We start from the raw sequence: 24,086 nt of genomic DNA, 5'->3' as shown, positions 1-24,086 counted from the left end.
CATGGTGTCCTCGCGCGCTCGTCGAATCAGAACAGATGCTTGACGCCGACCATCGCGCCGAGCTGCCCCATCCCTTCGCCCGGTGTCGTGCCGGGGCCGCCGCCGCTGACCGCGTAGCGCGCATGCGCGCTGTTCCACAGATACGACGTCTGCGCATAGACGGACGTGCGCTTCGTCAGCAGATACGTCGTGCGCAGCGTCGCCATCGTCGCGCGCGTGTCGTGCGCGCTGTTGACGATCCGGTAGCCTTCGCCGTCGACGATCAGATAAGGCTTCACCGTGTACGACGCACCGACGAAGAACAGATCGGAATGTGCACCGGCCGCGGCCGGCGATCCGGTCGACACGCGGCGCCCGATCCAGCCCGCGCCGACGCGTGCGCCGCCGGCTTGCGCATACGCGCTCAGATGCACGCGCGCGTCCTTGCCCGCGCTGCTCGTGAAGGCGACCGGCGCAACGCCGTCGAAGAAGTTCGCGGCCGCACCGGTCCCGCCGCGCTGCTCTTCGTACGAGGCCGCCGCACCGAAATACGCGCTGTCGTACTTCAGCATCGCCGACCAGTTCCGGCATTCGACCGCATGGCCCGGCACCTGTCCCGCGCAGGTGCCCTGCCCCGGCGAATTGCCGGTGCCCGCGCCGTCGCGGCCGAACGAATACGCGGCGCCGAGCGTCACGCCGCGATAGGTGCCGATGTAGGTGACCGCGTTGTCGGCGCGGCCGTTCGGCACATACGCGTCGAGCGAGCCGAGGCCGTAGATGTCGGGGCCGATGATGTCGGCACCTTGCAGCGCGAGATACGTCATCGTGTACTGGCGGCCGAACGCGAGCGTGCCGAAGCCGCCCTTCAGGCCGACGAACGCCTGCCGGCCGAACAACCGGCCGCCCTGCCCGAGATCGCCGCCGCGCACGTTGAAGCCGCTTTCGAGCACGAACACCGCCTGATAGCCGCCGCCGAGATCCTCGTTGCCGCGAATGCCCCAGCGCGACGGCATCTCGCCCGTCACCGCGGGCATCCGCACGACGTGATCGCCGGCCGCGTTCGCGTGCGTGACGAATTCGACGCCCGTGTCGACGATTCCGTACAGCGTCACGCTCGATTGCGCATGCGCGCCGGTCGCGGCGAGCGCGCATGCGCCGGCCGCCAGCAAGGCTTTGGTGTGCTTCATGATGAGTGTCTCCAGACCTGCGTCGATGTCGCGCTCTGACGGCGCGTCGGGTTGAAAGAAGGAACTCAGTCCTGCGCGTGCGGCCGGCGGATCAGCAGCAGCGCGGCGATCGCGGCGACGAGCGTGACGGGGATGCTCGCGCCGATCACGACCGACGCGCTGCGGCCCATCGCGAGCAGTTCGGCGGCGGCGAGCGGCCCGACGACCGAGCCGAGCCGCCCGACGGCCACCGCGGAGCCCACGCCGGTGCCGCGCATCGCGGTCGGGTAGTAGATCGCGGCGAGCGCATACAGCACCGACTGGCCGCCGACGACGAACATCCCGGCCGCGAACGCGGCGACGGACAGCCACATGAGCCCCGGCGCGATCGCGAGCGCGGCAAGCGACAGCACGATCCCCGCATACATGCCGCCGACGACGCGCGCGGGCCGCATCCGGTCCATCGACATGCCGATGCCGAGCACGCCGAGGCCGCTGCCGATGTTGAAGAAGATCTGCACGATGCCGGCCTGCCCGCGCGCGAGCCCTTTCGCGGCCATCAGCGACGGCAGCCAGTTCAGCAGGAAATACAGCACGATCAGCGTGCAGAAGTAGCTGATCCACAGTGCGAGCGTCGAGCCGGTGCGGCCGCCGCCGAACAGCGTGTCGCGCACGCCCGCGCGCGCGGCGCCCGACGCGCTGACGTCGAGAAACGCGCGCGACTCGGGCAGCAGCGCGATCAACAGCGGCGCAAGCAGCAGCGGCCCGACGCCGCCGACGTAGAAGATGTGACGCCACTCGGTGTCGCCCGCGAGCAGCACGCCGATCAGCGACGCGATCACGCCGCCGAACGGAATCCCGCAGTACATGACGGCGACCGCGCTGCTGCGCGAGCGCGCGCCGACGGCCTCCGACGACAGCGCGATGAGGTTCGGCATCGCGCCGCCGAGCCCGAGCCCCGTGAGCGCACGCACGGCGACGAGCATCGCGAAGCTCGATACCTGCGCGGTCGCGATCGACAGCAGCCCGAACAGGCATACCGACGCAATCAACACGTGTTTGCGGCCGATCCGGTCCGCGAGCCAGCCGCCGAGCATCGCGCCCGGCAGCAGCCCGAACGTGCCCGCGCTGAATGCAATGCCCATCTGCGAAACGGTCAGCCCGAATTCATGCGCCATGCGCGGCGCGGCGACGCCGACCGACTGCAAGTCGAGCCCCTCGAGCAGCGCGATCGCGAAACACAGACCGAGCGTCGTCGCGACGGCCGGCCTCTCGGCAACGGAAGTGTCCATGTCGTCTCCAAACCTGGACCCGCACGCGATGCGACCGCACCTGCGCGAGGGCTTTGTCGTAACCGGATCACGATCGGCTTTATCAGGCTGCCTGATTCTATGTCCGAAATAAAATCCGCGCGGCGTGCTGACGTGCGGACCGTCGTTCCATCGAAGGACGCGACGATTTAATAACAGGTAACCTGATATTTCAAGTGCGAAACGGGCCGGTGTTAACCCGCAACGCGCGCGGAAACCGGCCGAGCGGGCCGTGAAGAAGCCGACGAAACGGTCGCGCTTAGTCGCGCAGATTGCGCACGAACAGCTCGAGCGTGCGCTGGACCTGCGCGACGTCGTCGGCGGTCAGGTCGTCGCCGAGCATGCGGCGCTCGAGCGGGCGCAGCACCTGTTCGCATTCGCGCAGGATCGCCGAGCCTTCGTCGGTCAGGCGCAGCAGGATCACGCGGCCGTGGCTCGGGTCGGCCTCGCGCGTGACGAAGCCGCGCGCGGCCATCGCGCTCATCACCTCGTTCGCCGATTGCGGCGTGATGAACGAGCGCACCGCGAGCTGCGCGTTCGATAGCGCACCGCGCGCCTCGAGCACCGACAGCGCCGTGTACTGCGCGAGCGTCACGCCGAGCGGCGCGAGCGCGTCGCTCATCTGACGCCGCAGCAGGCGGTCGAGATTGCCGATCAGGTAGGTCAGCCGCTGCTGCGTGCGCACGCGCGGCCGGGCTTCGGTGACGCGGGCGGCGCGTTTCGCGCCGGCCGGTTTGACGGGAGTCGAACTCATGAACGTGTCGGAATCGATATCGCGGGCCATCTTACCTCACGCGCTGCGCGTGCCGACAGCGGTCGTGCCGGGCGTTGCGTCGCCGCGCGTCCGGCAGCGGCATGCCGTGCGCGACACTGTATACAGCGCGCGGTCGATCGGCGGCATTCATTCGTGGTTTACCCGTGAAATCGAGCGATTCCACTTGATTTCGTCTCGTCGATGTATACAGTTTTATCAAGCAACCTGATAACCCATCGTGCCGCGATCGCTCGCGGCGCGCACGTTTTCCGCCACCGATGACGACCGTCGACACGCCCGCTTCCGACACGCGCCCTGCCGCGTCCCCGTCCCAGACCGTCCGCGCGCTGCTCGGGCTGCGCGAGCTCATCGTCGGCGGCGAACTCGGCCCCGGCGAGCGCATCTCCGAGCTGTGGGTCGTCGAGCGGCTCGGCGTGTCGCGCACGCCGGTGCGCGCGGCACTGATCCGGCTGCAGGAAGAAGGGCTGATCGAGCCGATCGCGACCGGCGGCTTTGCGGTGCGCGCGTTTTCCGCGCGCGAGATCGGCGACGCGATCGAGCTGCGCGGCACGCTCGAAGGGCTGGCCGCGCGTTTCGCGGCCGAGCGCGGCGTGCCGGCGTCGACGTTGCGCAGCCTGCATGCGTGTGCGGACGAAATCGACAGACTGCTGGCCGGCCCGCTGACCGACGAAACCTTCTCGCGCTACGTCGACGCCAACGCGCGCTTTCACCGCCTGCTCGCCGGCGCGGCGGGCAGCGACGTCGTCGCGCGGCAGATCGACAAGGTCGCGACGCTGCCGTTCGCGTCGGCGAGCGCGTTCGTCGTCGTGCAGTCGCTCGATCCGCGTGCACGCGAAACGCTCGTCGTTGCGCAGGCGCAGCATCGCGCCGTGCTCGATGCGATCGCGCGCCGCCAGGGCGCGCGGGCCGAAGCCCTGATGCGCGAGCACGCGCAGATCGCGCACGACAACCTGCGGCGCGTGCTCGACAACCAGCGGGCGATGACGAAGCTCGCGGGCGGCAACCTGATCCGTCGCGACGCCGGCTGAGCGGCGCGCGGCATTTTCTCGTGCGGCGCGCGACGCGCCGCTTTTCCGAAGACGAACATGGCGTGCAAGCACGCCCTGGAGGAGACGCATGTTCCTGAAAAACGCCTGGTATGTCGCGTGTACGCCCGACGAATTCGCGAGCAAGCCGCTCGGCCGGCAGATCTGCGGCGAGCGCATGGTGTTCTTTCGCGATGGGCAGGGCACGGTCGCCGCGCTCGAGGATTTCTGCCCGCATCGCGGCGCGCCGCTGTCGCTCGGCACCGTGCGCGACGGCCATCTCGTCTGCGGCTATCACGGGCTGACGATGGGCGCGGACGGCAAGTGCACGAGCATGCCGTGCCAGCGCGTCGGCGGCATTCCGGCGATCCGCCGCTATCCGGCCGTCGAGCGCTACGGCTTCGTGTGGGTGTGGCCGGGCGATCCGGGCCGCGCCGATCCGGCGACGATCCACCCGCTGCACTGGGCCGACGATCCGGGCTGGGCATACGGCGGCGGCCTTTATCACATCGACTGCGACTACCGGCTGATGATCGACAACCTGATGGACCTCACGCACGAGACCTACGTGCATGCGTCGAGCATCGGCCAGCCGGAGATCGAGGAAGCGCCGCCGACGACGAAGGTCGACGGCGACACGGTGACGACGAGCCGCTTCATGGAAGGCATCGTGCCACCGCCGTTCTGGGCCGCCGCGTTGCGCGGCAACGGGCTCGCCGACGACGTGCGCTGCGATCGCTGGCAGATCTGCCACTTCACGCCGCCGAGCCACGTAATGATCGAGGTGGGCGTCGCGCATGCGGGCAAAGGCGGCTATCACGCCGACCCGCGCGACAAGGTGTCGAGCATCGTCGTCGACTTCATCACGCCCGAGACCGAGACGTCGATCTGGTACTTCTGGGGGATGGCACGCAGCTTCGCGGTCGACGATCGCGCGTTGACCGAGACGATCCGCAAGGGCCAGGGCGCGATCTTTGCCGAGGATCTGGACATGCTCGAGGCGCAGCAGCGCAACCTGCTGCGCTGGCCGGACCGTCCGCTGCTGAAGCTGAACATCGATGCGGGCGGCGTGCAGTCGCGCCGCGTGCTCGACCGCCTCATCGAACAGGAGCGCGCTGCCGCGCTGTCGTGCTGACCCTCGCGCCGCGTTCGCGCGCACGCGCGGCGCGGCGCCCTCATTGACCGTTGCCATGAAAGTCACGCTTCTTCACAAGCTTCCCGTCGCGACCGACATCTGCATGTTCGAACTCGGGCCGGCCGACGGCGCCGCGTTGCCGCCGTTCACGGCCGGCGCGCATATCGACGTCCATCTCGGCGGACTCGTTCGCCAGTATTCGCTGTGCAACAGCCCGTCGGAGGCGGGCGTCTACCGGCTTGGCGTGCTGCGCGAGCGCGAATCGCGCGGCGGCTCCATCGCGATGCATGCGTGCGAGCCCGGCACGACGCTCGAGATCGGCGAGCCGCGCAATCACTTCCCGCTCGATCCACATGCCGCGCACAGCGTGCTGCTCGCGGGCGGCATCGGCATCACGCCGCTGCTCAGCATGGCGCTGCATCTGGCCGAGACCGGGCGGTCGTTCGAACTGCATTACTGCGCGCGCGAACCGGCGCGCGCGGCGTTCGTCGACCGGCTCGATACGCCGCCGCTGAACGCGCGCACGCGGCTGTGGTTCGACGATGCGCCTGCCGGGCAGCGCATCGATTTCGCGCAGGTACTCGGCAAGCCCCATGCGCATACGCATCTGTACGTGTGCGGGCCGGCCGGGTTCATCGCGGCGGTGCTCGGCGCGGCTGCGCAGGCCGGGTGGGATCCGGCGAACGTGCATCGGGAGTACTTTGGCGCTGCCGGCGTAGGCGCGGCCGGCTTAGGCGCGGCCGGCTTAGGCGCTGCCGACGTAGGTGCAGGCGGCGAAAGCGAAACGTCGGCAGCAGCAACGGCCGATGGCCCGTTCCAGGTATCGCTCGCGCAATCGGGCCGCGTCGTCGACGTGCCGGCCGGTATGACGATCGTCGAAGCGCTGCGCGGCTGCGGGATCGAGGTGCCCGTGTCGTGCGAACAAGGCGTCTGCGGCACGTGCCTCACGCGCGTGCTGTCCGGCACGCCCGATCATCGCGACGTCTACCTGACCGACGACGAACGGGCGGCGAACGATCAGATGCTGCCGTGCTGTTCGCGCGCGCGCACGCCGATGCTCGTGCTCGATCTGTGAGACGGCCGCGCGGCGCGAGCCGCGCAGGCCGACGTGCGGCCGCTACGTTTCGCGGCAAACGCCGCGCGCCGACACCGCGCGGTGCACGCGTTGCGACATGCAACGCAGCGCGCACCGCGCAACGGCATCCGCGCGTGCAGCTTCAGCCGTGTCGCGCAATGCGCTCGATGTCGGCAAAGATCAGCCCCGCTTCCGCATCGTCGCGCGCATCGGCCGCATACATGGCCTCGACCAGCGCCGCACGATGCGCAAGCACCGCGCGCTGATTGATCGACCCCTTGTCGGTGACTTCGCCGAGATCGAGCGACGGCGGTTCGTCGAGAATCCGCAGCCGCGTGATGAGCGTCGCGCTGCCGGTCGCGTCGCGGTTCAGCCGCGCGAGCAACTCGGCGAAGAACGCGCGCACGGCCGGCGCGCGCAGCACCGCCTGCACGTCGGCATCGGGCGCGGCACCCGCGAGACGGCGGCAATCCTCGATGCGCGGAAAGATCATCACGCCCACATCGTCGCGGTTCATCCCCGTCACGACCGCGTCCTGCACGTACGGCGCGCCGTTCGAAATGATGCGCGCGCGCATCGGCCCGACGCTGACGAACGTACCCGACGACAGCTTGAAATCCTCCGCGATGCGGCCGTCGAACATCAGCCCGATCTCGGGCCGCTGCGGATCGACGAAGCGCACTGCGTCGCCGCTGCGGTAATAGCCCTCGTCGTCGAACACGTCGCGCGCGTCCGCATCGATCGCGCGCCAGTAGCCGGCCATCACGTTCGGCCCGCGAAAGCGCGCCTCGAGCTTGCCGTCGACGGGCACGAGCTTAGCGTCGCAGCCCGGCGCCGGCAGGCCGATGTAACCGGCCGCCGAGAACGGTCCGGTCGTGAACATGCATGACGGCGCGGCCTCGGTCATCCCGAGCCCCGCCATGATCCGGATACGCTCGCCGCAGTGCGCGAGCGTCACGCGCTCGAGGCGATCCCACGCGGCCTGCGACAGCCCCGCGCCGGCGAAGAAATAGAGCTTCACGCGCGAAAAGAACGTGCGGCGCAGCGCGGCGTCCGTTTCGAGCGCGGCGATCAGTTCTTCCCAGCCCTTCGGCACGTTGAAATAGACGGTCGGCGCGATCTCGCGCAGGTTGCGCAGCGTCTCGTCGAACTTGCCCGCAACGGGCTTGCCGTCGTCGATGTAGAGCGTGCCGCCGTTGTAGAGCGCGATCCCGACGTTGTGGCTGCCGCCGAACGTGTGATTCCACGGCAGCCAGTCGACCAGCACCGGCGGCTCGATGCCGAACTGCGGAAACGTTTCGAGGAGCATCTGCTGGTTGCTGCACAGCATCCGGTGCGTGGTCGGCACCGCCTTGGGCAGCCGCGTCGAACCCGACGTGAACAGGAACTTCGCGATCCGGTCGCCCGTCACCGCGTCGTGCGCCGCATCGACGTCGCGCGGCACCGTATCGAGCAGCGACGCGAAGCGCGTCGCGCCCGGCATGCCGTCGCGCGCCGACACGATCACGCGTTCGACGTCGGCCGGCACCGCTGCATCGAGCGCCGCGCGGTAGGCGTCGCCGTCGGACGCGAAGACGAGCCCCGGCGTCAGCAGTGCGAGCGCGTGACGCAGCTTGCCGTAGTCGCTCGACACGAGCGAATACGCGGGCGACAGCGGCGCATACGGAATGCCGGCCCACATCGCGCCGAACGCGATCTGCAGATGCTCGAGATCGTTGCCGGACAGGATCGCGACCGGCCGCTCGACCGACAGGCCGCGATCGAGCAGCGCCTGGCCGATCGCGCGCGCGCGTTCGAGCATCTGCGCATACGTGATGCCGATCCACGCGCCGTCCGCGCCGCGCCTCGCGACGAGCCAGCGGTCCGGATGCGCCTGCGCGCCGCCGACGAGCCGGTCGGTGAGCCGGCGCGGATACGCGCCGAGCGGCGTCGCCGCGCGCAGATACCAGCAGCCGTCGCGCTGCACGATCTCCGGCGGCGCCGTGCCGATCGCGACCGGCCGGTAGCCGGCGGGAACGGTCTGCGCGGCCGCGTCGCCGCGCGATTGGGTCGGGTCCGCTTCCAAGTCTTGTCTCCGTGCGGTTCCGGCGCGCGTGCGCCTGCGCTCGGCCGGAACGTCGTTGTATCGTGATCGCGGCTGCGACGCGCGCAGCCCGTGCCGATCGTCAGATCGGGTAATGCCGCGGCGCAGTCTGCACCGTGATCCAGCGCAGATCCGTGAATTCGGCGATCGACGCCTTGCTGCCGAAGCGTCCGTAGCCGCTCGCCTTCACGCCGCCGAACGGCATCTGCGCCTCGTCGTGCACGGTCGGCCCGTTGATGTGGCAGATACCCGATTCGATCCGCTTCGCGAGCTGCATCGCGCGCGCGATGTCGCGGCTGAACACGGCCGCCGACAGCCCGTATTCGCTGTCGTTCGCGGCCGCGAGCGCGGCCTCGTCGTCGTCGACGCGCTGCACGGTCACGACCGGCCCGAACGATTCGTCCGCGTAGAGCTTCATGTCGCGCGTGACGCCGTCGACGATCGTCGGCTGCATCACCGCGCCGTCCACCTTGCAGCCGAGCGGCAACGCGGCGCCGTGCGCGCGCGCGTCGTCGACGAGCGCCGCGATCCGCTGCGCCGCCGCTTCGCTTTCGAGCGTGCCGAGCACGACGCCCGGCGCGGCCGGGTTGCCGGCCTTTAGCGTGCGCGCCTTCGCGACGAGCTTGTCGACGAACGCATCGGCGACCTTGCGATCGACGATCACGCGCTCGGTCGACATGCAGATCTGCCCCTGGTTGAAGAACGCGCCGAACGCGACCGCGTCGACGGCCGCATCGAGATCGGCGTCGTCGAGCACGAGCACCGGCGCCTTGCCGCCGAGTTCGAGCAACGCGGGTTTCAGATGCTGCGCGGCGAGCGTCGCGACGATGCGGCCGACGCGCGTCGAGCCCGTGAAGTTGACGCGCCGCACGGCCGGATTCGCGATCAGCCGCTCGACGATCGGCGGGGCGTCGTGCGGCGCGTGCGTGATCACGTTGACGACACCGTCGCCGAGCCCCGCGTCGTGCAGCACGCTGCCGATCAGCCGGTGTACGCCGGGGCAGCCTTCGGACGCCTTCAGCACGACCGTGTTGCCGCAGGCGAGCGGCATCGCAAGCGCGCGCGTCGCGAGGATCACGGGCGCATTCCACGGCGCGATGCCGAGCACGACGCCGCACGGCTGGCGCACGGCCATCGCGAGGCTGCCCGGCACGTCGGACGGAATCACGGCGCCGTCGATCTGCGTGGTCATCGCGGCGGCCTCGCGCAGCATGTTCGCCGCGAGCATCACGTTGAAGCCGTACCAGTTCGCCATCGCGCCCGTTTCCGCGCGGCCGATCTCGATGAACTCGCCGGCGCGCGCGTCCATCGCGTCGGCCGCCGCGAGCAGCCGGCGGCGACGTTCGGTCGGCGCGAGCGCCGCCCATCCGGGAAACGCGCGCGCGGCGGCCGCGACCGCGGCATCCGCATCGGCGAGCGTCGCGGCCGCCGCGCGCGAGGCGATCTGGCCGGTCGCCGGATCGATCCGGTCGAACGTCGCGCCGTCCGACGCGCCGCGCGACACGCCGTCGATCAACAAACTCACTTCGTGCATTTCGCTGTCTCCGCTCAATTTCCGCCCAGGTCGGGTTGCGCCGCGTCGCCGCTCAGCGCTTGTACGCCTGCAGGCCGGGCTTGATGCTCTTTTCGTCGAGGAACTGCTTGAGCCCCTGCTCGCGGCCGCCTTCCGGATCGCGATAGTTGGCCTGGTCGAGCTTCGCGTACAGGTAGTCCTCGTTCTGCTCCCACGTCAGTTCGCGGCACCGCTTGAAGCCGTGCTTCGCGTTGCGGATCACGACCGGGTTCTTGTCGAGCAGCTTGGCGGCGAGCGCACGCACTTCGTCGCGCAGCTGCGCGCGCGGCACGCTCTTGTTGACGAGGCCCATCTGCGCGGCCTGCTGGCCCGTGAACGTGTCGCCGGTCATGATGTAGTAGAGCGCCTGACGATGACCGACCGTATCGGCCATCGCCTTGCTGACCAGATTGCCCGGCGGAATGCCCCAGTTGATCTCGGACAGTCCGAACACGGCCTCGTCGGCCGCGATCGCGAGATCGCAGGCGACGAGCGGCGAGAAGCCGCCGCCGAAGCACCAGCCGTTGACCATCGCGATCGTCGGCTTCGCGTACATGCGCAGCAGCTGCCACTGCCAGCGGCTCGCGTCGCGGCGGATCTTTTCCTGCAGGATTTCGGGGCCTGCGTCGACTTCGCGGAAATACTCCTTCAGATCCATCCCGGCCGTCCATGCGTCGCCTTCGCCGGTCAGCACGAGCACCTGCGCTTCGGGGTCGAGTTCGATCGCTTCGAGCACGTCGATCATTTCCGCGTTCAGCGTCGGGCTCATCGCGTTGCGCTTCTCGGGACGATTCAGCGTCACCCACGCAATCCCGCCCTCGACGGCGACTTTCACGGTTTTCCAGCGACCTTCGTAACTCATCTTCGTTCTCCAATGACAGCGCCGCCCGTTGCGACTCGCCGCCAATTTACTATCAGGTAGCCTGATATGTAAAGCGGATTGGACGCGCGTCCGGACAAACCCCTAAACGGGTGCGAACGCGGCGCGGCGTGCCGTCTCGGACGCGGCGCCGCAGGCATGCGCGAGCGACGGCGGGCGCCGGTGGGACGATCGAGGACGAGCGGTTTCGCGGAAAACGGGAGTCGCGATGCGGATGCGCGGTGCGAGGACGACGTGCGGTTTTCGGCGACGTGTTCGGCGCCGTATTTGTCGCCGTTGTGCCTCGGCGCGGCGCGAGGAATGAAAGTGTGCGGTGCACGACGCACCGGCAGCGAAGCAAGACGCGCGGCGGCACGGCGATCGCCGCGCGCGCCGCCGCGTCGCGCGATCAGGTACCGACGCCGCGCTTCAGCGCGAATCGCGCGGTCGGCAGCCCCGCATGCCGCGCCGCCGCGACGAACACGCCGCCGGCGTGCGGATCGTCGGCAAGCGCGTCGTCGGCAAGGCCGACGCGCGCGCTCGTCACGTAGAGCCGGCCTTCGCCGTCGAGCGCCGGGCAGCTCGGCTGTGCGGTCGGCACGTCGACGCGCTCGGTCTCGATGCCGTCGGGGCCGTAACGCACGACGCGCCGTCCGCCCCACTGCGCACTCCACAGCCCGCCGTCGCGGTCGACCGTCGCCCCGTCCGGATCGCCGTCCGGATCGGTCAGACGCGCGAACGACCGCACGCCGGACACGCCCGCACGGCTGTAATCGCCGACGAAGATCTCGCGCACCATCGAATCGCAGAAGTACATCTTCGTGCCGTCGGGCGAGAACGCGATGCTGTTCGCGATCGCGGCCGGCGGCAGCGCGAGCCGCTCCAGCGCGAGGTCGGAACCGAGCCGGTAGAACCCGCCGACCGCGCGCGGCGGCTCGCCGCCTTCGTCCTTCATCCCGAACACGAACGCGCCGAACGGATCGCAGCGGCCGTCGTTCAGGCGCGTCGGCAGGTCAGGCTCGACGTCGACGATCCGCGTCAACGCGCCGCTGCGCAGATCGAAGAGCGCGAGGTGCGTCGCGAGCCCGACGAGCAGCACGTCCGGATCGTCGGTCAGTGCGAAGCAGGCGAGACGCTCGGGCATCGGCCACTGCGCGAGCGCGGAGCCGTCCGCGCGGCAGCGCCACAGCCGCGCGCCTTCGATGTCCGTCCAGTACAGCGTATTCGTTGCGTCGCACCACGTCGCGCCCTCGCCGAGCGCGTTGCGGCAGTCGGCCAGCAGCGAAGCCGCCTCGGCCGGTGGATTCTGTTGCATGCCGTCTCCCGATAATCGATGCTCAGGCGGCGCGCACGCTCAGATCTTCATCGCGCGCCGCTGGTTGCGACGATACTGGTCGAACAGCACCGCGAGCAACAGAATTCCGCCGCGTATCAGATATTGGTAAAAGGTCGGCACGTTCAGCAGGCTCATCGCGTCCTGCACCGAGCCCATGATCAGCACGCCGACGAGCACGCCGGAAATCGTCGCGACGCCGCCCGTCAGCGACACGCCGCCGAGCACGCACGCCGAGATCACGCCGAGCTCGAGGCCGACCGAGGTCTTCGGATCGCCGAGGCTCATCCGCGACGCGAGCATCACGCCCGCAAAGCCGGTCACGAGCCCTTGCAGCACGAACACGGTGATCTTGATCCGCATCACCGGCAGCCCCGCGAGCAGCGCGGCCTCGCCGTTGCCGCCGACCGCGAGCACGTTCTTGCCGAACACCGTCTTGCGCAGCAGGAAGCCGAACACGACGAAGCCGACGATGTTGCTCCAGATCGGATACGAGATGCCGAGGAACGAGCCGCCGCCGAGATCGAAGAAGCGCTCCTCGGAGATCATCACCGCGTCGCCGTTCGACGTGATGAACGCGAGGCCGCGCACGACCTCCATCATCGCGAGCGTGACGATCAGCGAGTTGATGCGCCAGCGCGCGATCAGCACGCCGTTGACGAGGCCGACCGCGCCGCCCGCGAGTACGCCGGCCGCGATGCCGAGCACGACGCTGTGCGTCGCCGTGATCAGCGTCGAGGCGACGACGCCCGAGAACGCGACGATCGACGCGACCGACAGGTCGACTTCGCCGAGCGCGAGCACGAACATCATCGTCACGGCGATCGAGCCGATCAGCGTGACCGACAGCAGCAGGCCCTGGATGTTGCGCGGCGTGAGGAAGTCCGGCACGGTCAGCGACAGCGTCGCGAACAGCACGGCGAACACCATCACGATGCCGGAGCGGTTGATCAGTTGCCACACGCCGCCGCGTGCGCGCACGGGGACGGCGGCCGCGTCGGGGGACGGGGAAGTCTGTTGGGGTTGCATCGCCTGGCTCATGTCATTGCATTCCGTTTGTCACGCGTTCGCGCATCCGTCAGCGCGGCAGCGCGAGCTTGATCAGCGTATCGGGCGTCGCCTGCGCCTTCGCGACTTCGCCGGCGATGCGCCCTTCCTTCATCACGACGATCCGGTCCGACACGCCGATCACCTCGGCGAGATCGCTCGAGACGAGGATCACCGTGCGGCCCGCTTCCGCGAGTTCGTAGAACAGGTTGTAGATTTCGGCGCGCGCGCCGACGTCGATGCCGCGCGTCGGCTCGTCCATCAGGAACACGTCGATGCGCTCGGCCAGCCAGCGCGCAAGCACGACCTTCTGCTGGTTGCCGCCGGACAGCGCGCCGATCGGCGTGTCGCCGTCGCGCGTCTTGATCGCGAGCCGCTCGATATAGCGCTGCGCGAGCTCGCGTTCGCGCCGCGCGTCGAGCAGCATCCGCGCGGGGCTGAAATGCCGGCGCGCACTGATGTTGAGGTTGTCGGCCACCGACGCGATCGCGACGATCCCTTCCTGCTTGCGGTCCTCCGGGCACAGCGCGATGCCGGCACGCACCGCGTCGCGCGGGCTCGCGAACGCGACGCGCCGCCCGTTCAGCTCGACGTGTCCGGCACTCGGCCGTGCGGCGCCGTACAGCAGCTTCATCAGCTCCGAGCGACCCGCGCCGACGAGCCCGAAGAAGCCGACGATCTCGCCGCGGCGCGCGGCGAACGACACGGGCTCGGCGAGGCCGGGCCCCATCAGCCCCTTCGCTTCGAGCAGCACGTCGCCGGCCGGGCGCGGCCGATAGCCGTAGACGTCCTGGATCGAACGCCCGACCATGCAGCCGATCAGCCGGTCGCGGTCGAGATCGGCGACCGACTCGAACGTCTCGATCTTGCGGCCGTCGCGAAACACCGTCACGCGGTCGCACAGCGCGTCGACTTCCTCCATGCGGTGCGTGACGTAGATGATCGCGCGGCCGTCCGCGCGCAGCGCGCGGATGATCCGGAACAGTTGGGCGGTTTCGCGCGCCGAGAGCGAACTCGTCGGTTCGTCGAACGCGATCACGCGCGCATCGCGCATCAGCGCCTTGCCGATCTCGATCATCTGGCGCTGACCGATCGACAGGTACTTCACCGGCACGTGCGGATCGATGCGTTCGCCAAGGCGTTCGAGCGCGTCGAGCGCGCGCGCGGCGAGCGTGCGTTCGTCGACCACGCCGAGCCGGCTCGGCAACTGCCCGAGCATCAGGTTCTCGGCGACCGTCAGCTCGGGCACCAGATGCAGTTCCTGATAGATGATCGCGATGCCCGCTTCGAGCGCCGCGCGGGTCGACGCGAAGCGCTGCACCTCGCCGTTCAGCGTCAGCGTGCCGGCCTGCGGCTGGTTCACGCCGGACAACACCTTCAGCAGCGTCGACTTGCCGGCGCCGTTCTCGCCCATCAACCCGTGCACTTCGCCGGCGCGCACCGACAGCGACACGCCGTCGAGTGCACGCACGCCCGGAAAGCTGACCGTGATCCCGTCGAGCGCGAGCAGCGCATCGCGCTGCACGGGCGCCGCAGCCGCGGCGGGAGGGGCGGCGGCCGTCATCGTCTGCGTCGTCATCGCGTCCTCGCTCGCGCCGCTCAGATGCCGAGCTCGGCGCGCACCGCCTGCCAGTTGCTGCGCGTCATCAGCTTGCCGCTCGTCTGCGTATCGGCGGGCGGCATCTTGCCGTTGCGGATCCAGTCGACGAGGTTCTGCGTGCTTTCCTTGCCGTGATTCGTCGAGCTGACCGCGATCGTCCCGAAGAAGCCGGTCGGTTCCTTCTTCTGGAATTCCGCGAACGCCTCGCCCGCACCGTTGATGCCGACGCCGATCACGTCGGCCGCCGGAATGTGCAGCTGTTCGGTCGCGCGCACGGCGCCGAGCACGGTTTCCTCGTTCAGTGCGTAGATCACCCACTTCTTCACGTTCGGGTGACGCGCGAGCACCGGTGCCGCCGCGCTGAAGCCGCCTTCGTCGTCGGTCGTCTTCTGCGGCGCGTCGAAGATGTTCTCCTTGCGGAAGCCGTTCGCAAGCAGCGCCTGCGTCGCGCCGTCGGTGCGCAGCTTCGCGGTCGGCAGTTCGTAGTTCGTGATGCGCAGCGCGCCGACTTCCTCCGGCTTCCAGCCGCGCCGCTTCATCTCGTCGGCGATCGCCTGGCCGACCTGGTTGCCGATCTTCGTCGCCGACATGCCGAGATGCGGCACGTTCGCGAGCGGCTTGCCGGTCGAATCGACGAGTTGGTCGTCGACGGTCACGAACTTCATGTTGTAGCGCTTCGCGCGCGCGGCGATCGCCGGCCCGAGCCGCACGTCGGGCGCGCAGATCACGAAGCCCTGCGCGCCTTGCGAGCCGAGGTTGTCGATCGCGGCCAGCACCTTTTCGCCGTCCGGCGTACCGATCTTCACGACCGAGAAATTCTCCTTCTGACCGAGCGCGGCCGCCGCGTTCTGTTCGTTGATGAACCAGGCCTACTCGGGCATCTTGACGAGGAAGCCGATCTTCAGCGGCGCATCGGCGCGGGCCGTGCCCTGCATGCCCAGCGGCGCGATGCACAGCGCCGCCAGCAGCGCGCGCAACAGGGTTCTGCGATTCGTGCGAAACATGTCTTTGTCTCCTTGTATGACTCTGCGTGTGTGGTGGTTCTCGAACATGATGCGCGTGCGGCCGCCGCGCTCAGCGGCCGAACGCTTCGGTGTCGACGCGGCGGCCGAACAGGAACGCGTCGGCGACGAGCCGCAGCGGCCGCACGTCGACGTCGCTTTCGCGGCGCGCGATGAGCGCATGAAACTGCGCATAGAGCGCCGGATACTCGCGCGCCGGCCCGACTTCGACCGGCTCGCCCGCGATCGACAGCTTCGCGCCGCCCGCACTGATCGCGAGCACGCCGTCGGCCGTGTCGACCGCAATCTCCCACTGCTCGACCGGGCCGTGGCGCCAGTCGAATTCCGCATGCACGGGCACGCCCTCGGTATCCGCGCATTCGAGCTCGGCCGCGATCGGCGTCTGCGTGTCGCTCGGCACGACGAGCGTCGCCTCGCGCAGCACGAGCTCGCGCGGCAGAATCCGCGTGACGATCGACAGCGCGTTGATGCCCGGATCGAACACGCCAAGGCCGCCCGGCTCCCAGATCCATTGCTGCCCCGGATGCCAGCGTCGCACGTCCTCCTTCCAGCGCACCTGCACCGCGCGGATCTCGCGCGTCGCGAGCCATGCGCGCGCCGGTTCGACCGCGCTCGCACAGCGCGAATGCCAGGTTGCGAACAGCGTGAGGCCGCGCGACTGCGCGAGCGCCTCGAGCGCGGCCACTTCGCCGAGCGTCGCGCCCGGCGGCTTCTCGAGCATCACGTGCTTGCCGGCGTTCAGCGCCGCGCGCGCCTGCGCGTAGCGCACCTGCGGCGGCGCGCACAGCGACACGGCGGCGAGCTCGGGTTCGCCGGCCAGCAGCGCGCCCAGATCCGGATAGTTCCGCACGCCGGTGACTTCCGCATGACGGCTCGCGCATGCGGTCAACGCGAAACCGGGCTCGGCGGCAATCGCCGGCAAATGCTGGTCGCGGGCAATCTTGCCGATCCCCACGACACCCAGCGAAACGACTTGGCTCATCGTGCGCTCCTTGGTTCGTTGCTCAGCGTGCCCAGCGCAGCACGAGCGGATCGAGACGGCGCGCGATCGCGATCAGCTCCGCGCGCGTGTCCGGATGCAGCGCCGGCATCGGATGCCGCGGCGCCTCGCACGCGATCACGCCGCCTTCGCGCATCAGCGCCTTCGCGGTCAGGATCCCGGACTGCCGGTTCTCGTGGTTGATCAGCGGCAGCCACGTCTGGTAGCGCGCGAACGCGTCGTCGTGGCGCCCTTCGCGATGCGCTTCGAGGATCGGGCGGATGCCGTCCGGATACGCACCGCCCGTCATCGCGCCGGTCGCGCCGGCGTGCAGGTCGGCGAGCAGCGTGATCGCTTCCTCGCCGTCCCACGGCCCTTCGATCGCGTCGCCGCCGAGCCGGATCAGCTCGCGCAGCTTGTTCGCGGCGCCCGGCGTCTCGATCTTGAAGTACGCGACGTGCTCGATCTCGCGCGCCAGCTGCGCGAGAAACGGCGCGGACAGCACCGTGCCGCTCGCGGGCGCGTCCTGGATCATGATCGGGATCGACAAGGCGTCCGACAGGCGCGCGTAGAACGCGTGGATCTGCGCTTCGGGCACGCGGAACGTCGCGCCGTGATACGGCGGCATCACCATCACCATCGCCGCGCCGAGCTGCTGGGCGCGCACGCTGCGCGCGATGCAGGTCTGCGTGCTGTAGTGCGACGTCGTGACGATCACCGGCACGCGGCCGGCGACGTGCTCGAGGATCGTGCGCGTCAGCACGTCGCGTTCGTCGTCGGCGAGCGCGAACTGCTCGGAGAAGTTCGCGAGAATGCAGAGCCCGTCCGAGCCCGCGTCGATCATGAAGTCGACCGCGCGCTTCTGGCTCGCGAGGTCGAGCTCGCCGGTCTCGGTGAAGGTCGTCGGAACGACCGGGAAAATGCCGCGGTAACGCGGCGTACGGCTCGATGTCATGGTTCGGATCCTGCGTCAGTCGAAACGGCTGTCAGCCGGAAAGCGGCCGCGATTCGCGCGCGAGCGCGTCGCCCGCGCGCTGCGGCGCACGCAGCGCCGCGCGCACCGCGAACGTGATCAGCACGGCGAACAGCAGCGTCGCCGCGAGAAAGTACAGGCCGGCAGCAAGACTGCCGGTCGCCTGCTTGATCAGGCCGATCCCGTACGGCCCGACGTAGCCGCCGAGATTCGCGAGCGAGTTGATCGCCGCGATGCCGACCGCCGCGCTCGTGCCCGTCAGGAATTCGCCGGGCAGCGCCCACACGACGGCCTGGATCGAATAGAGCGAAAACGCGGTCAGGCAGATGAACAGGAACTGCAGCGCGGGCTGCTGCACCCACGCGCTGGCCGCCATCGTCAGCGCCGCCGCGGCCGACACGACGACGATGTGCGCATAGCGCTCGCGCGTCCGATCGGAATGGCGCGGCACGACGAGCAGCCCGACCACGGCGAACAGGTACGGGACCGCCGACAGCAGCCCGGTCGCCGCATCGCCGGTGCCGAACGCCTTGATGATCGTCGGCAGCCACAGCGACAGCCCGTAGATGCAGAGCGGGAACGGCAGGAACAGCGCGGCGAGCAGCAGCACGCGCCGGTCGCGCAGCGCCGCGAGCGGATTGCGATGCGCGTCGGGCCGGTAGGTGTCGCGGTCGGCCGCGAGCTCGCGCGCGATCCAGCGGCGCTGCGCGTCGTCGAGCCAGCGCGCGCGCTCCGGCGATTCGGGCAGCATGCGCAGCGTCGGCCACACGAGCAGCACGGCCGGCAGCCCGCTCGCGACGAACAGCGTCTGCCAGTTCGACATGCCGAACAGGCCGTGCGTCGACAGCAGCCAGCCGGCGAGCGGGCCGGTCACGATGCCCGCGACCGGCTGCGCAAGCACGAGCAGTCCGATCACGCGCGCACGGTCGCGCATCGGAAACCACTGCGTCAGGAAATAGAGGATGCCCGGATACAGTCCGGCTTCGGCTGCGCCGAGCAGAAAGCGCAGCACGTAGAAGCTCGTGGGGCCGCGCACCAGCGCCATCGCCATCGTGATCACGCCCCACGTCGCGAGAATCCGCGCGAACCACACGCGCGCACCGAAGCGGCCCAGCGCGAGGTTGCTCGGCACTTCGCACAGGAAGTAGCCGATGAAGAACAGGCCCGCGCCGAGCCCGTATGCCGCGTCGCTCAGCCCGACGGCCGCGTTCATGTGCAGCTTCGCGAAGCCGACGACCGTGCGGTCGACATATGCGACCACGTAGATCAGCGCGAGAAACGGCACGAGCCTGCGCGTGAGCAGTCCCATCAGTTGCCGTTCGTCGACGGCTGCCGCCGGGCCGGACGGGGCCGCGGCCGATGCCGCGGACGTGTGCTGCGTCGTCGTCATCCTGTCTCCATCGATGTGCATGCCGGCGTTGTCGCCGGTCTGTGTCGTTTCGCGTCGTGCCGCCTCGCGTCGCCTCGTGCCATGCGTTCAGTGCGAGTGGCTCGGCACCTCCGCACCGCGCGTGCCGACCAGGAAGTCCAGGTCGCAGCCTTCGTCGGCCTGCAGCACGTGATCGAGATACAGCCGCGCATAGCCGCCCTTGCCCGCCTGCCCGGCGACGCCCGGCGCGGCCGCCGGATCGACGTCGGAGAGCCGGCGCTGCAGTTCGTCGTCCGGAATGTCGAGATGCAGCGTGCCGGCCTCGCAATCCAGTTCGATCCAGTCGCCGTTGCGCACCGCCGCGAGCGGGCCGCCCGCGGCCGCCTCCGGCGCGACGTGCAGCACGACCGTACCGTATGCGGTACCGCTCATCCGCGCGTCGGAGATCCGCACCATGTCCTTCACGCCCTGCCGCAGCAGCTTCGGCGGCAGGCCCATGTTGCCGACCTCGGCCATCCCCGGATAACCGCGCGGCCCGCAGTTCTTCAGCACGAGCACCGAGTTCGCGTCGACGTCGAGCGCTTCGTCGTTGATCGTCGCCTTGTAGTGATCGAAGTTCTCGAACACGACCGCGCGGCCGCGATGCTTGAGCAGCTCGGGGCTCGCCGCGGACGGCTTCAGCACCGCGCCGCGCGGCGCCAGATTGCCGCGCAGGATGCGGATCCCGCCGTCCGCGATCAGCGGACGGTCGAGCGGGCGGATTACTTCGTCGTCGTAGTTCGGCGCGTCGCGCACGTTGTCCCACAGCGTCTTGCCGTTGACCGTCAGCGCATCCGGATGCGGCAGCAGGCCGCCTTCGCCGAGCCGGCGCAGCACGGCCGGCAGGCCGCCCGCGTAATAGAACTCCTCCATCAGGAAGCGTCCGGACGGCATCAGATCGACGATCGTCGGCGTGTCGCGGCCGATGCGCATCCAGTCCTCCAGTTCGAGCGGCACGCCGATGCGGCCGGCGATCGCCTTCAGATGGATCACCGCGTTCGTCGACCCGCCGATCGCCGCGTTCACGCGGATCGCGTTCTCGAACGCCGCACGCGTGAGCACCTTCGACAGCACGAGCCCTTCGAGCGCCATCTCGACGATGCGGATGCCCGACATGTGCGCGAGCACGTAGCGGCGCGAATCGACGGCCGGGATCGCCGCGTTGTGCGGCAGTGCGACGCCGAGCGCTTCGGCCATGCACGCCATCGTCGACGCGGTCCCCATCGTGTTGCAGGTGCCGGCCGAGCGCGACATCCCGGCTTCGGCCGACAGGAAATGATGCAGATCGATCTCGCCGGCCTTCAGCGCTTCGTGCAGCTGCCACACCGCCGTGCCGGAGCCGATGTTCTTGCCTTCCAGCTTGCCGTTCAGCATCGGGCCGCCCGATACGACGATCGCCGGCACGTCGCAGCTCGCGGCGCCCATCAGCAGCGCGGGCGTCGTCTTGTCGCAGCCGGCGAGCAGCACGACCGCGTCGATCGGGTTGCCGCGGATCGCCTCTTCGACGTCCATCGATGCAAGATTGCGCGTGAGCATCGCGGACGGACGCAGGTTCGATTCGCCGTTCGAGAACACCGGGAACTCGACCGGGAACCCGCCCGCCTCGAAAATCCCGCGCTTCACATGCTCGGCGAGCTTGCGAAAATGCGCGTTGCACGGCGTCAGTTCGGACCACGTATTGCAGATGCCGATGATCGGCCGGCCGTCGAATTCGTGATCGGGAATGCCCTGATTCTTCATCCAGCTCCGGTACATGAAGCCGTTCTTGTCGTTGGTGCCGAACCATTGAGCGGAGCGCAGCCTGGGTTTCGTTGCCGACATCGTCAATCCTGTGGAGGCGAGATACCGGCGCAGTCTAGGGAGAATTTTGATAACCTACCAATGACGTTTTCGCCGTTTCCCATATCGAATCAGACATTGATATAAACCCGTACGATGCCCGACGCCAGTCCGTGGGGAAACCGTTCCCGCCTGAAGACCCGCCAGTTGCTGCTCGTCGTCGCGCTTGCCGACGAGGGCAGCATTCACCGCGCGGCCGCCGCGCTGAACATGACGCAGCCCGCTGCGTCGAAGCTGCTGCGCGAGCTGGAGGAGTCGATCGGCGCGGTGCTGTTCGAGCGGCTGCCGCGCGGAATGCGGCCGACGCTGTACGGCGACGCGCTGATTCGCCACGCGCGCGCCGCGCTCGGCAGCCTCGATCAGGCGAGGGAGGAGCTGGCCGCGCTGAAGTCCGGGCATCTCGGTCACGTTGCGGTGGGCGCGATCACGTCGCCGGGGCTGCGGATCGTGCCGGCCGCCGTCGCCGACGTGAAGGCGTCGCACGCGAACATCCGCATCTCCGTCGAAATCGACACGAGCCTCGCGCTGCTCGAACATCTCGCACAGGAAAAACTCGACATCGTGCTCGGCCGGCTGTCCGCCGAGCACGACAAGCTGCATCTGCGCTACGAGCCGTTGACCGGCGAGCCGGTTGCGGCCGTCGTCCGCACGGGCCATCCGCTGCTCGCCGATGCGCCGCTCGCGCTTGCCGACGTGCAGCGCGCCGCGTGGATCGTCCCGCCGGCCGGCAGCGTGCTGCGCCATCGCTTCGAACTCGTGTTCCAGCGCGCGAGCCTCGCGCCGCCGGCGAACGTCGTTGAGACGGCCGCGCTGCTGTTCATCACGCAGCTGCTCGAACAGAGCGACATGATTGCGGTCGTTGCCGAGGACGTGGCGCACTACTACGCGCGCCACGGAATCGTCAGCGTGCTGCCGCTGGAGATGGACTGCCGGATGGACGACTTCGGGATCATCACGCGCACGGATCGGCTGCCGTCGCCGGCGGTGGAGGTGATGACCGATGCGATTCGGGCGGCGGCAAGGACGGTTTACGGAGTGGGGGTGTAGGAAGGCTGCCGGCGCATCCTGGTGCGCCGGCACTCTCGTCAAAACTGTGCCGAGGCCTGGAAAGCGATCGTCACGCGCGCCGTCGGGAAACCGGACGGCTTGTAGAGCGGCGTGCCGGCAAACAGGTCGTAGCCGTAGGCGCCGAAACGCGTGGCGACGCTGCCCTTCATGCCGATTACCGCGCCTGCCAGTTGTGTGCCGACCAGCACGACCGGCTGCGGGCCCCACACTCGGCCATAGTCGAGCCCCCCGTAGATCGCCATTCCCGTCTGCCCGATCGGTGCCTGAAGCTCGTTGCGCCAGTAGAAACCGCGAGAAGCCGCCAGCATCGTCTCGCCGTCGAAGCCGCGTACCGTGTAACGGCTGCCGATCGTCAGGTCGTCGATGTAGTAGAGCGTGTTGCCGGTGTACTGGCCGTGGAACGTTGTGACGTACCGGAACGGCTGCTGCGCGATCGTGAACGGCACCGACAGGTTCGCATCGAGCACCGCCATCTTGTAGCGGTAGGTCGGGCCGCCATCGGCTGCCAGCATGTCGTCCTGCGCGCCGAATGCGCCGATGCCCTGCCGGTACGCGAGCGTGCCGTCGAACTGCGCGTTGCCGAAGTAGTGGCGATCGGTCAGGCCGAACTCGACGAACGTGTTGTTGCGGCGCTGCTGCGGGATCTCTGTGTCTTCGATGAAGCTTTGACCGAAGCGGCGCGACAGCCGGAACTGCGCGCCGAACACGTCGTTCTGGCTACGCGACAGCACGCGGTTCAGCTTGAAGTCGACCGTCTTCGAATTGCCGCTCGCGATGAACGTCTGGTTCACGCCGGCGATCTGCTGGTAGTACGTGCTCGTGTAGGCCGAAAGCGTGGCGGTCCAGTAGCCCCACGGGATCGAGTAGAAGCCGTTCCAGCCGTGCGAGCCGAGGCGCTTGTCGCCCAGTTCGAGATCCTGACTCACGCCGACGTTGAAGATGTCGTTCAAGCCGAGCGGGTTGTCGATGCCGAGCGAGAGGTTGCCCTGCAGCTTGCCGGTCGCGCGTGTGCCGGAGTTGTCTACGGATGCAACGACCGACCACGGCTTGCCGCGCTTCACGTCGAGCACGACGTCGCTTTCGCCGGGCACGTCGGCCGGAATGATCTGCATCGACACGTCTTGGCTCGATACGCGTTTCATTTGTTCGAGGCCTTGTTCGAGGTCGCGCAGGTTCAGCAGGTCGCCGTCGCGCGTCGGGAAGGCGGTTTTCCAGGTGCCGCGGAGCTTGTCGCCGGCGAAGCGCACGCGGCGGATCACGCCGGGGATCAGCGAAAACTTGAGGGTGCCGGTCGACAGATCCTGTTCGGGCAGCAGCACGCGCGTCGTGACGTATCCGCGCGCCAGGATCGCTTGCGACAAGCCCTTGACGAGCATGTCGAGCCCCTGTTTGCCGATGCACTGGCCAGTGTAGTGCTCGAGCCATTCGCGCGCGAAGGCGAAGCGATCCATCGGCAAGGCCGATGCGCCTTGCGATTTCAGGGAAGCAGGCAGCGCATCGGGTACGTCGAGGGCGAAACGGTCAATGCGAAAGCACGGTGTTTCGGACGGCAGCGCTGGATACCCTGAGCTGGCCGTCACGTTCGATCGTACCCCGGGCGCGGAGACGGCTCGCTCGCGCTCACGTGCCTCTTCTTGCTGTCGGGATTGCTGGTCGTTGCCCGGAACGGTCAGGCGCGGCGCTTCCTGCGCTGACACACTGGTCGCGATAAACAGCAGTGCTGCCGCAGCAGAATTCCCCCGGCGAATAGTTTTCATATGTTTTTCTAGATATGCGATCGTGTACTAGGGCTGAAACGTACCTGCTATCAACGCATCACTTCCAATCGATTTGCGTGCAATCTTCATCCCGGCCCGAC

19 protein-coding genes and 1 pseudogene are annotated in these 24,086 nt (G+C 68.8%); 5 read left to right on the top strand and 15 right to left on the bottom strand.

Annotation, left to right across the window (positions count from 1 at the left end):
• Positions 1–26: 26 nt before the first annotated feature.
• The 3 genes from BCR55_RS21525 to BCR55_RS21515 all read right to left on the bottom strand — a co-directional run bounded on the left by BCR55_RS21525 (position 27) and on the right by BCR55_RS21515 (position 3,209).
• Positions 27–1,166, bottom strand: coding sequence for a porin (locus BCR55_RS21525; RefSeq protein ID WP_006397484.1), 1,140 nt, complete (start codon positions 1,164–1,166; stop codon positions 27–29).
• A gap of 65 nt (positions 1,167–1,231) precedes the next feature.
• On the bottom strand, positions 1,232–2,437 hold the full coding sequence (gene mhpT, locus BCR55_RS21520) for a 3-(3-hydroxy-phenyl)propionate transporter MhpT (protein WP_006407833.1): 1,206 nt from the start codon (positions 2,435–2,437) through the stop codon (positions 1,232–1,234).
• A 277-nt stretch (positions 2,438–2,714) separates the two neighbouring features.
• On the bottom strand, positions 2,715–3,209 hold the full coding sequence (locus BCR55_RS21515; RefSeq protein ID WP_035489176.1) for a MarR family winged helix-turn-helix transcriptional regulator: 495 nt from the start codon (positions 3,207–3,209) through the stop codon (positions 2,715–2,717).
• Here BCR55_RS21515 and BCR55_RS33140 point away from each other — a divergent pair.
• The 4 genes from BCR55_RS33140 (at position 3,208) to BCR55_RS21500 (ending at position 6,465) form a co-directional block, all read left to right on the top strand.
• A complete protein-coding gene (locus tag BCR55_RS33140) occupies positions 3,208–3,438 on the top strand; it encodes a hypothetical protein (RefSeq protein ID WP_175403840.1) in 231 nt (76 codons plus the stop codon). The two genes, BCR55_RS21515 and BCR55_RS33140, sit on opposite strands and share 2 nt — an antisense overlap.
• Before the next feature lie 49 nt (positions 3,439–3,487).
• Positions 3,488–4,258 carry a GntR family transcriptional regulator gene (locus tag BCR55_RS21510; protein WP_065495885.1) on the top strand — a complete coding sequence of 257 codons (771 nt, stop codon included), beginning with the start codon at positions 3,488–3,490 and terminating at the stop codon, positions 4,256–4,258.
• A gap of 88 nt (positions 4,259–4,346) precedes the next feature.
• Positions 4,347–5,390, top strand: a complete 1,044-nt coding sequence (locus tag BCR55_RS21505; RefSeq protein ID WP_065495883.1) for an aromatic ring-hydroxylating dioxygenase subunit alpha — start codon at positions 4,347–4,349, stop codon at positions 5,388–5,390.
• Positions 5,391–5,445: 55 nt separating this feature from the next.
• Complete coding sequence (locus tag BCR55_RS21500) at positions 5,446–6,465, top strand: PDR/VanB family oxidoreductase (RefSeq protein ID WP_065495881.1); 1,020 nt, start codon at positions 5,446–5,448, stop codon at positions 6,463–6,465.
• Between the two features lie 142 nt (positions 6,466–6,607).
• On the opposite strand, the gene BCR55_RS21495 is transcribed toward BCR55_RS21500, so the two are convergent.
• The 11 genes and pseudogenes from BCR55_RS21495 to BCR55_RS21445 form a co-directional block, all read right to left on the bottom strand.
• A complete protein-coding gene (locus BCR55_RS21495) occupies positions 6,608–8,530 on the bottom strand; it encodes a feruloyl-CoA synthase (RefSeq protein ID WP_065495879.1) in 1,923 nt (640 codons plus the stop codon).
• A gap of 100 nt (positions 8,531–8,630) precedes the next feature.
• Positions 8,631–10,082, bottom strand: a complete 1,452-nt coding sequence (locus BCR55_RS21490; protein WP_065495878.1) for an aldehyde dehydrogenase — start codon at positions 10,080–10,082, stop codon at positions 8,631–8,633.
• Positions 10,083–10,134: 52 nt separating this feature from the next.
• Positions 10,135–10,962, bottom strand: a complete 828-nt coding sequence (locus tag BCR55_RS21485; protein ID WP_006397493.1) for a p-hydroxycinnamoyl CoA hydratase/lyase — start codon at positions 10,960–10,962, stop codon at positions 10,135–10,137.
• 406 nt (positions 10,963–11,368) lie between these two features.
• A complete protein-coding gene (locus BCR55_RS21480) occupies positions 11,369–12,274 on the bottom strand; it encodes an SMP-30/gluconolactonase/LRE family protein (protein ID WP_065495876.1) in 906 nt (301 codons plus the stop codon).
• 39 nt (positions 12,275–12,313) lie between these two features.
• The gene (gene araH, locus BCR55_RS21475; RefSeq protein ID WP_006397496.1) at positions 12,314–13,333 is read right to left on the bottom strand and encodes an L-arabinose ABC transporter permease AraH; all 1,020 of its coding nucleotides are present in this window, start codon (positions 13,331–13,333) and stop codon (positions 12,314–12,316) included.
• A 37-nt stretch (positions 13,334–13,370) separates the two neighbouring features.
• Positions 13,371–14,918 (bottom strand): L-arabinose ABC transporter ATP-binding protein AraG, encoded by a 1,548-nt coding sequence (araG, locus tag BCR55_RS21470; protein ID WP_006404694.1) that lies wholly within the window; start codon positions 14,916–14,918, stop codon positions 13,371–13,373.
• Positions 14,919–14,938: 20 nt separating this feature from the next.
• Positions 14,939–15,943, bottom strand: a pseudogene (locus tag BCR55_RS21465) (arabinose ABC transporter substrate-binding protein).
• Between the two features lie 70 nt (positions 15,944–16,013).
• Positions 16,014–16,943 (bottom strand): Gfo/Idh/MocA family protein, encoded by a 930-nt coding sequence (locus BCR55_RS21460; protein ID WP_006404693.1) that lies wholly within the window; start codon positions 16,941–16,943, stop codon positions 16,014–16,016.
• Positions 16,944–16,965: 22 nt separating this feature from the next.
• Positions 16,966–17,895 (bottom strand): dihydrodipicolinate synthase family protein, encoded by a 930-nt coding sequence (locus BCR55_RS21455; protein ID WP_006411020.1) that lies wholly within the window; start codon positions 17,893–17,895, stop codon positions 16,966–16,968.
• Between the two features lie 31 nt (positions 17,896–17,926).
• A complete protein-coding gene (locus tag BCR55_RS21450) occupies positions 17,927–19,303 on the bottom strand; it encodes an MFS transporter (protein WP_065495874.1) in 1,377 nt (458 codons plus the stop codon).
• 87 nt (positions 19,304–19,390) lie between these two features.
• Positions 19,391–21,142: an IlvD/Edd family dehydratase gene (locus BCR55_RS21445; protein WP_006404689.1), complete on the bottom strand. Its 1,752-nt coding sequence runs from the start codon at positions 21,140–21,142 to the stop codon at positions 19,391–19,393.
• A gap of 114 nt (positions 21,143–21,256) precedes the next feature.
• Between BCR55_RS21445 and BCR55_RS21440 the strand changes: the two genes are divergently transcribed.
• Positions 21,257–22,207 (top strand): LysR substrate-binding domain-containing protein, encoded by a 951-nt coding sequence (locus BCR55_RS21440; RefSeq protein WP_006404688.1) that lies wholly within the window; start codon positions 21,257–21,259, stop codon positions 22,205–22,207.
• Between the two features lie 38 nt (positions 22,208–22,245).
• Here the strand turns inward: BCR55_RS21440 and BCR55_RS21435 are convergent, their stop codons facing one another.
• A complete protein-coding gene (locus tag BCR55_RS21435) occupies positions 22,246–23,985 on the bottom strand; it encodes a ShlB/FhaC/HecB family hemolysin secretion/activation protein (RefSeq protein WP_065495872.1) in 1,740 nt (579 codons plus the stop codon).
• Between the last annotated feature and the right edge of the window lie 101 nt (positions 23,986–24,086).

Source organism: Burkholderia sp. CCA53 (assembly GCF_001685525.1).
In the GTDB taxonomy this organism is placed as follows: Bacteria; Pseudomonadota; Gammaproteobacteria; order Burkholderiales; family Burkholderiaceae; genus Burkholderia; species Burkholderia multivorans.
This window is presented reverse-complemented; position numbering and strand designations above follow the sequence as displayed.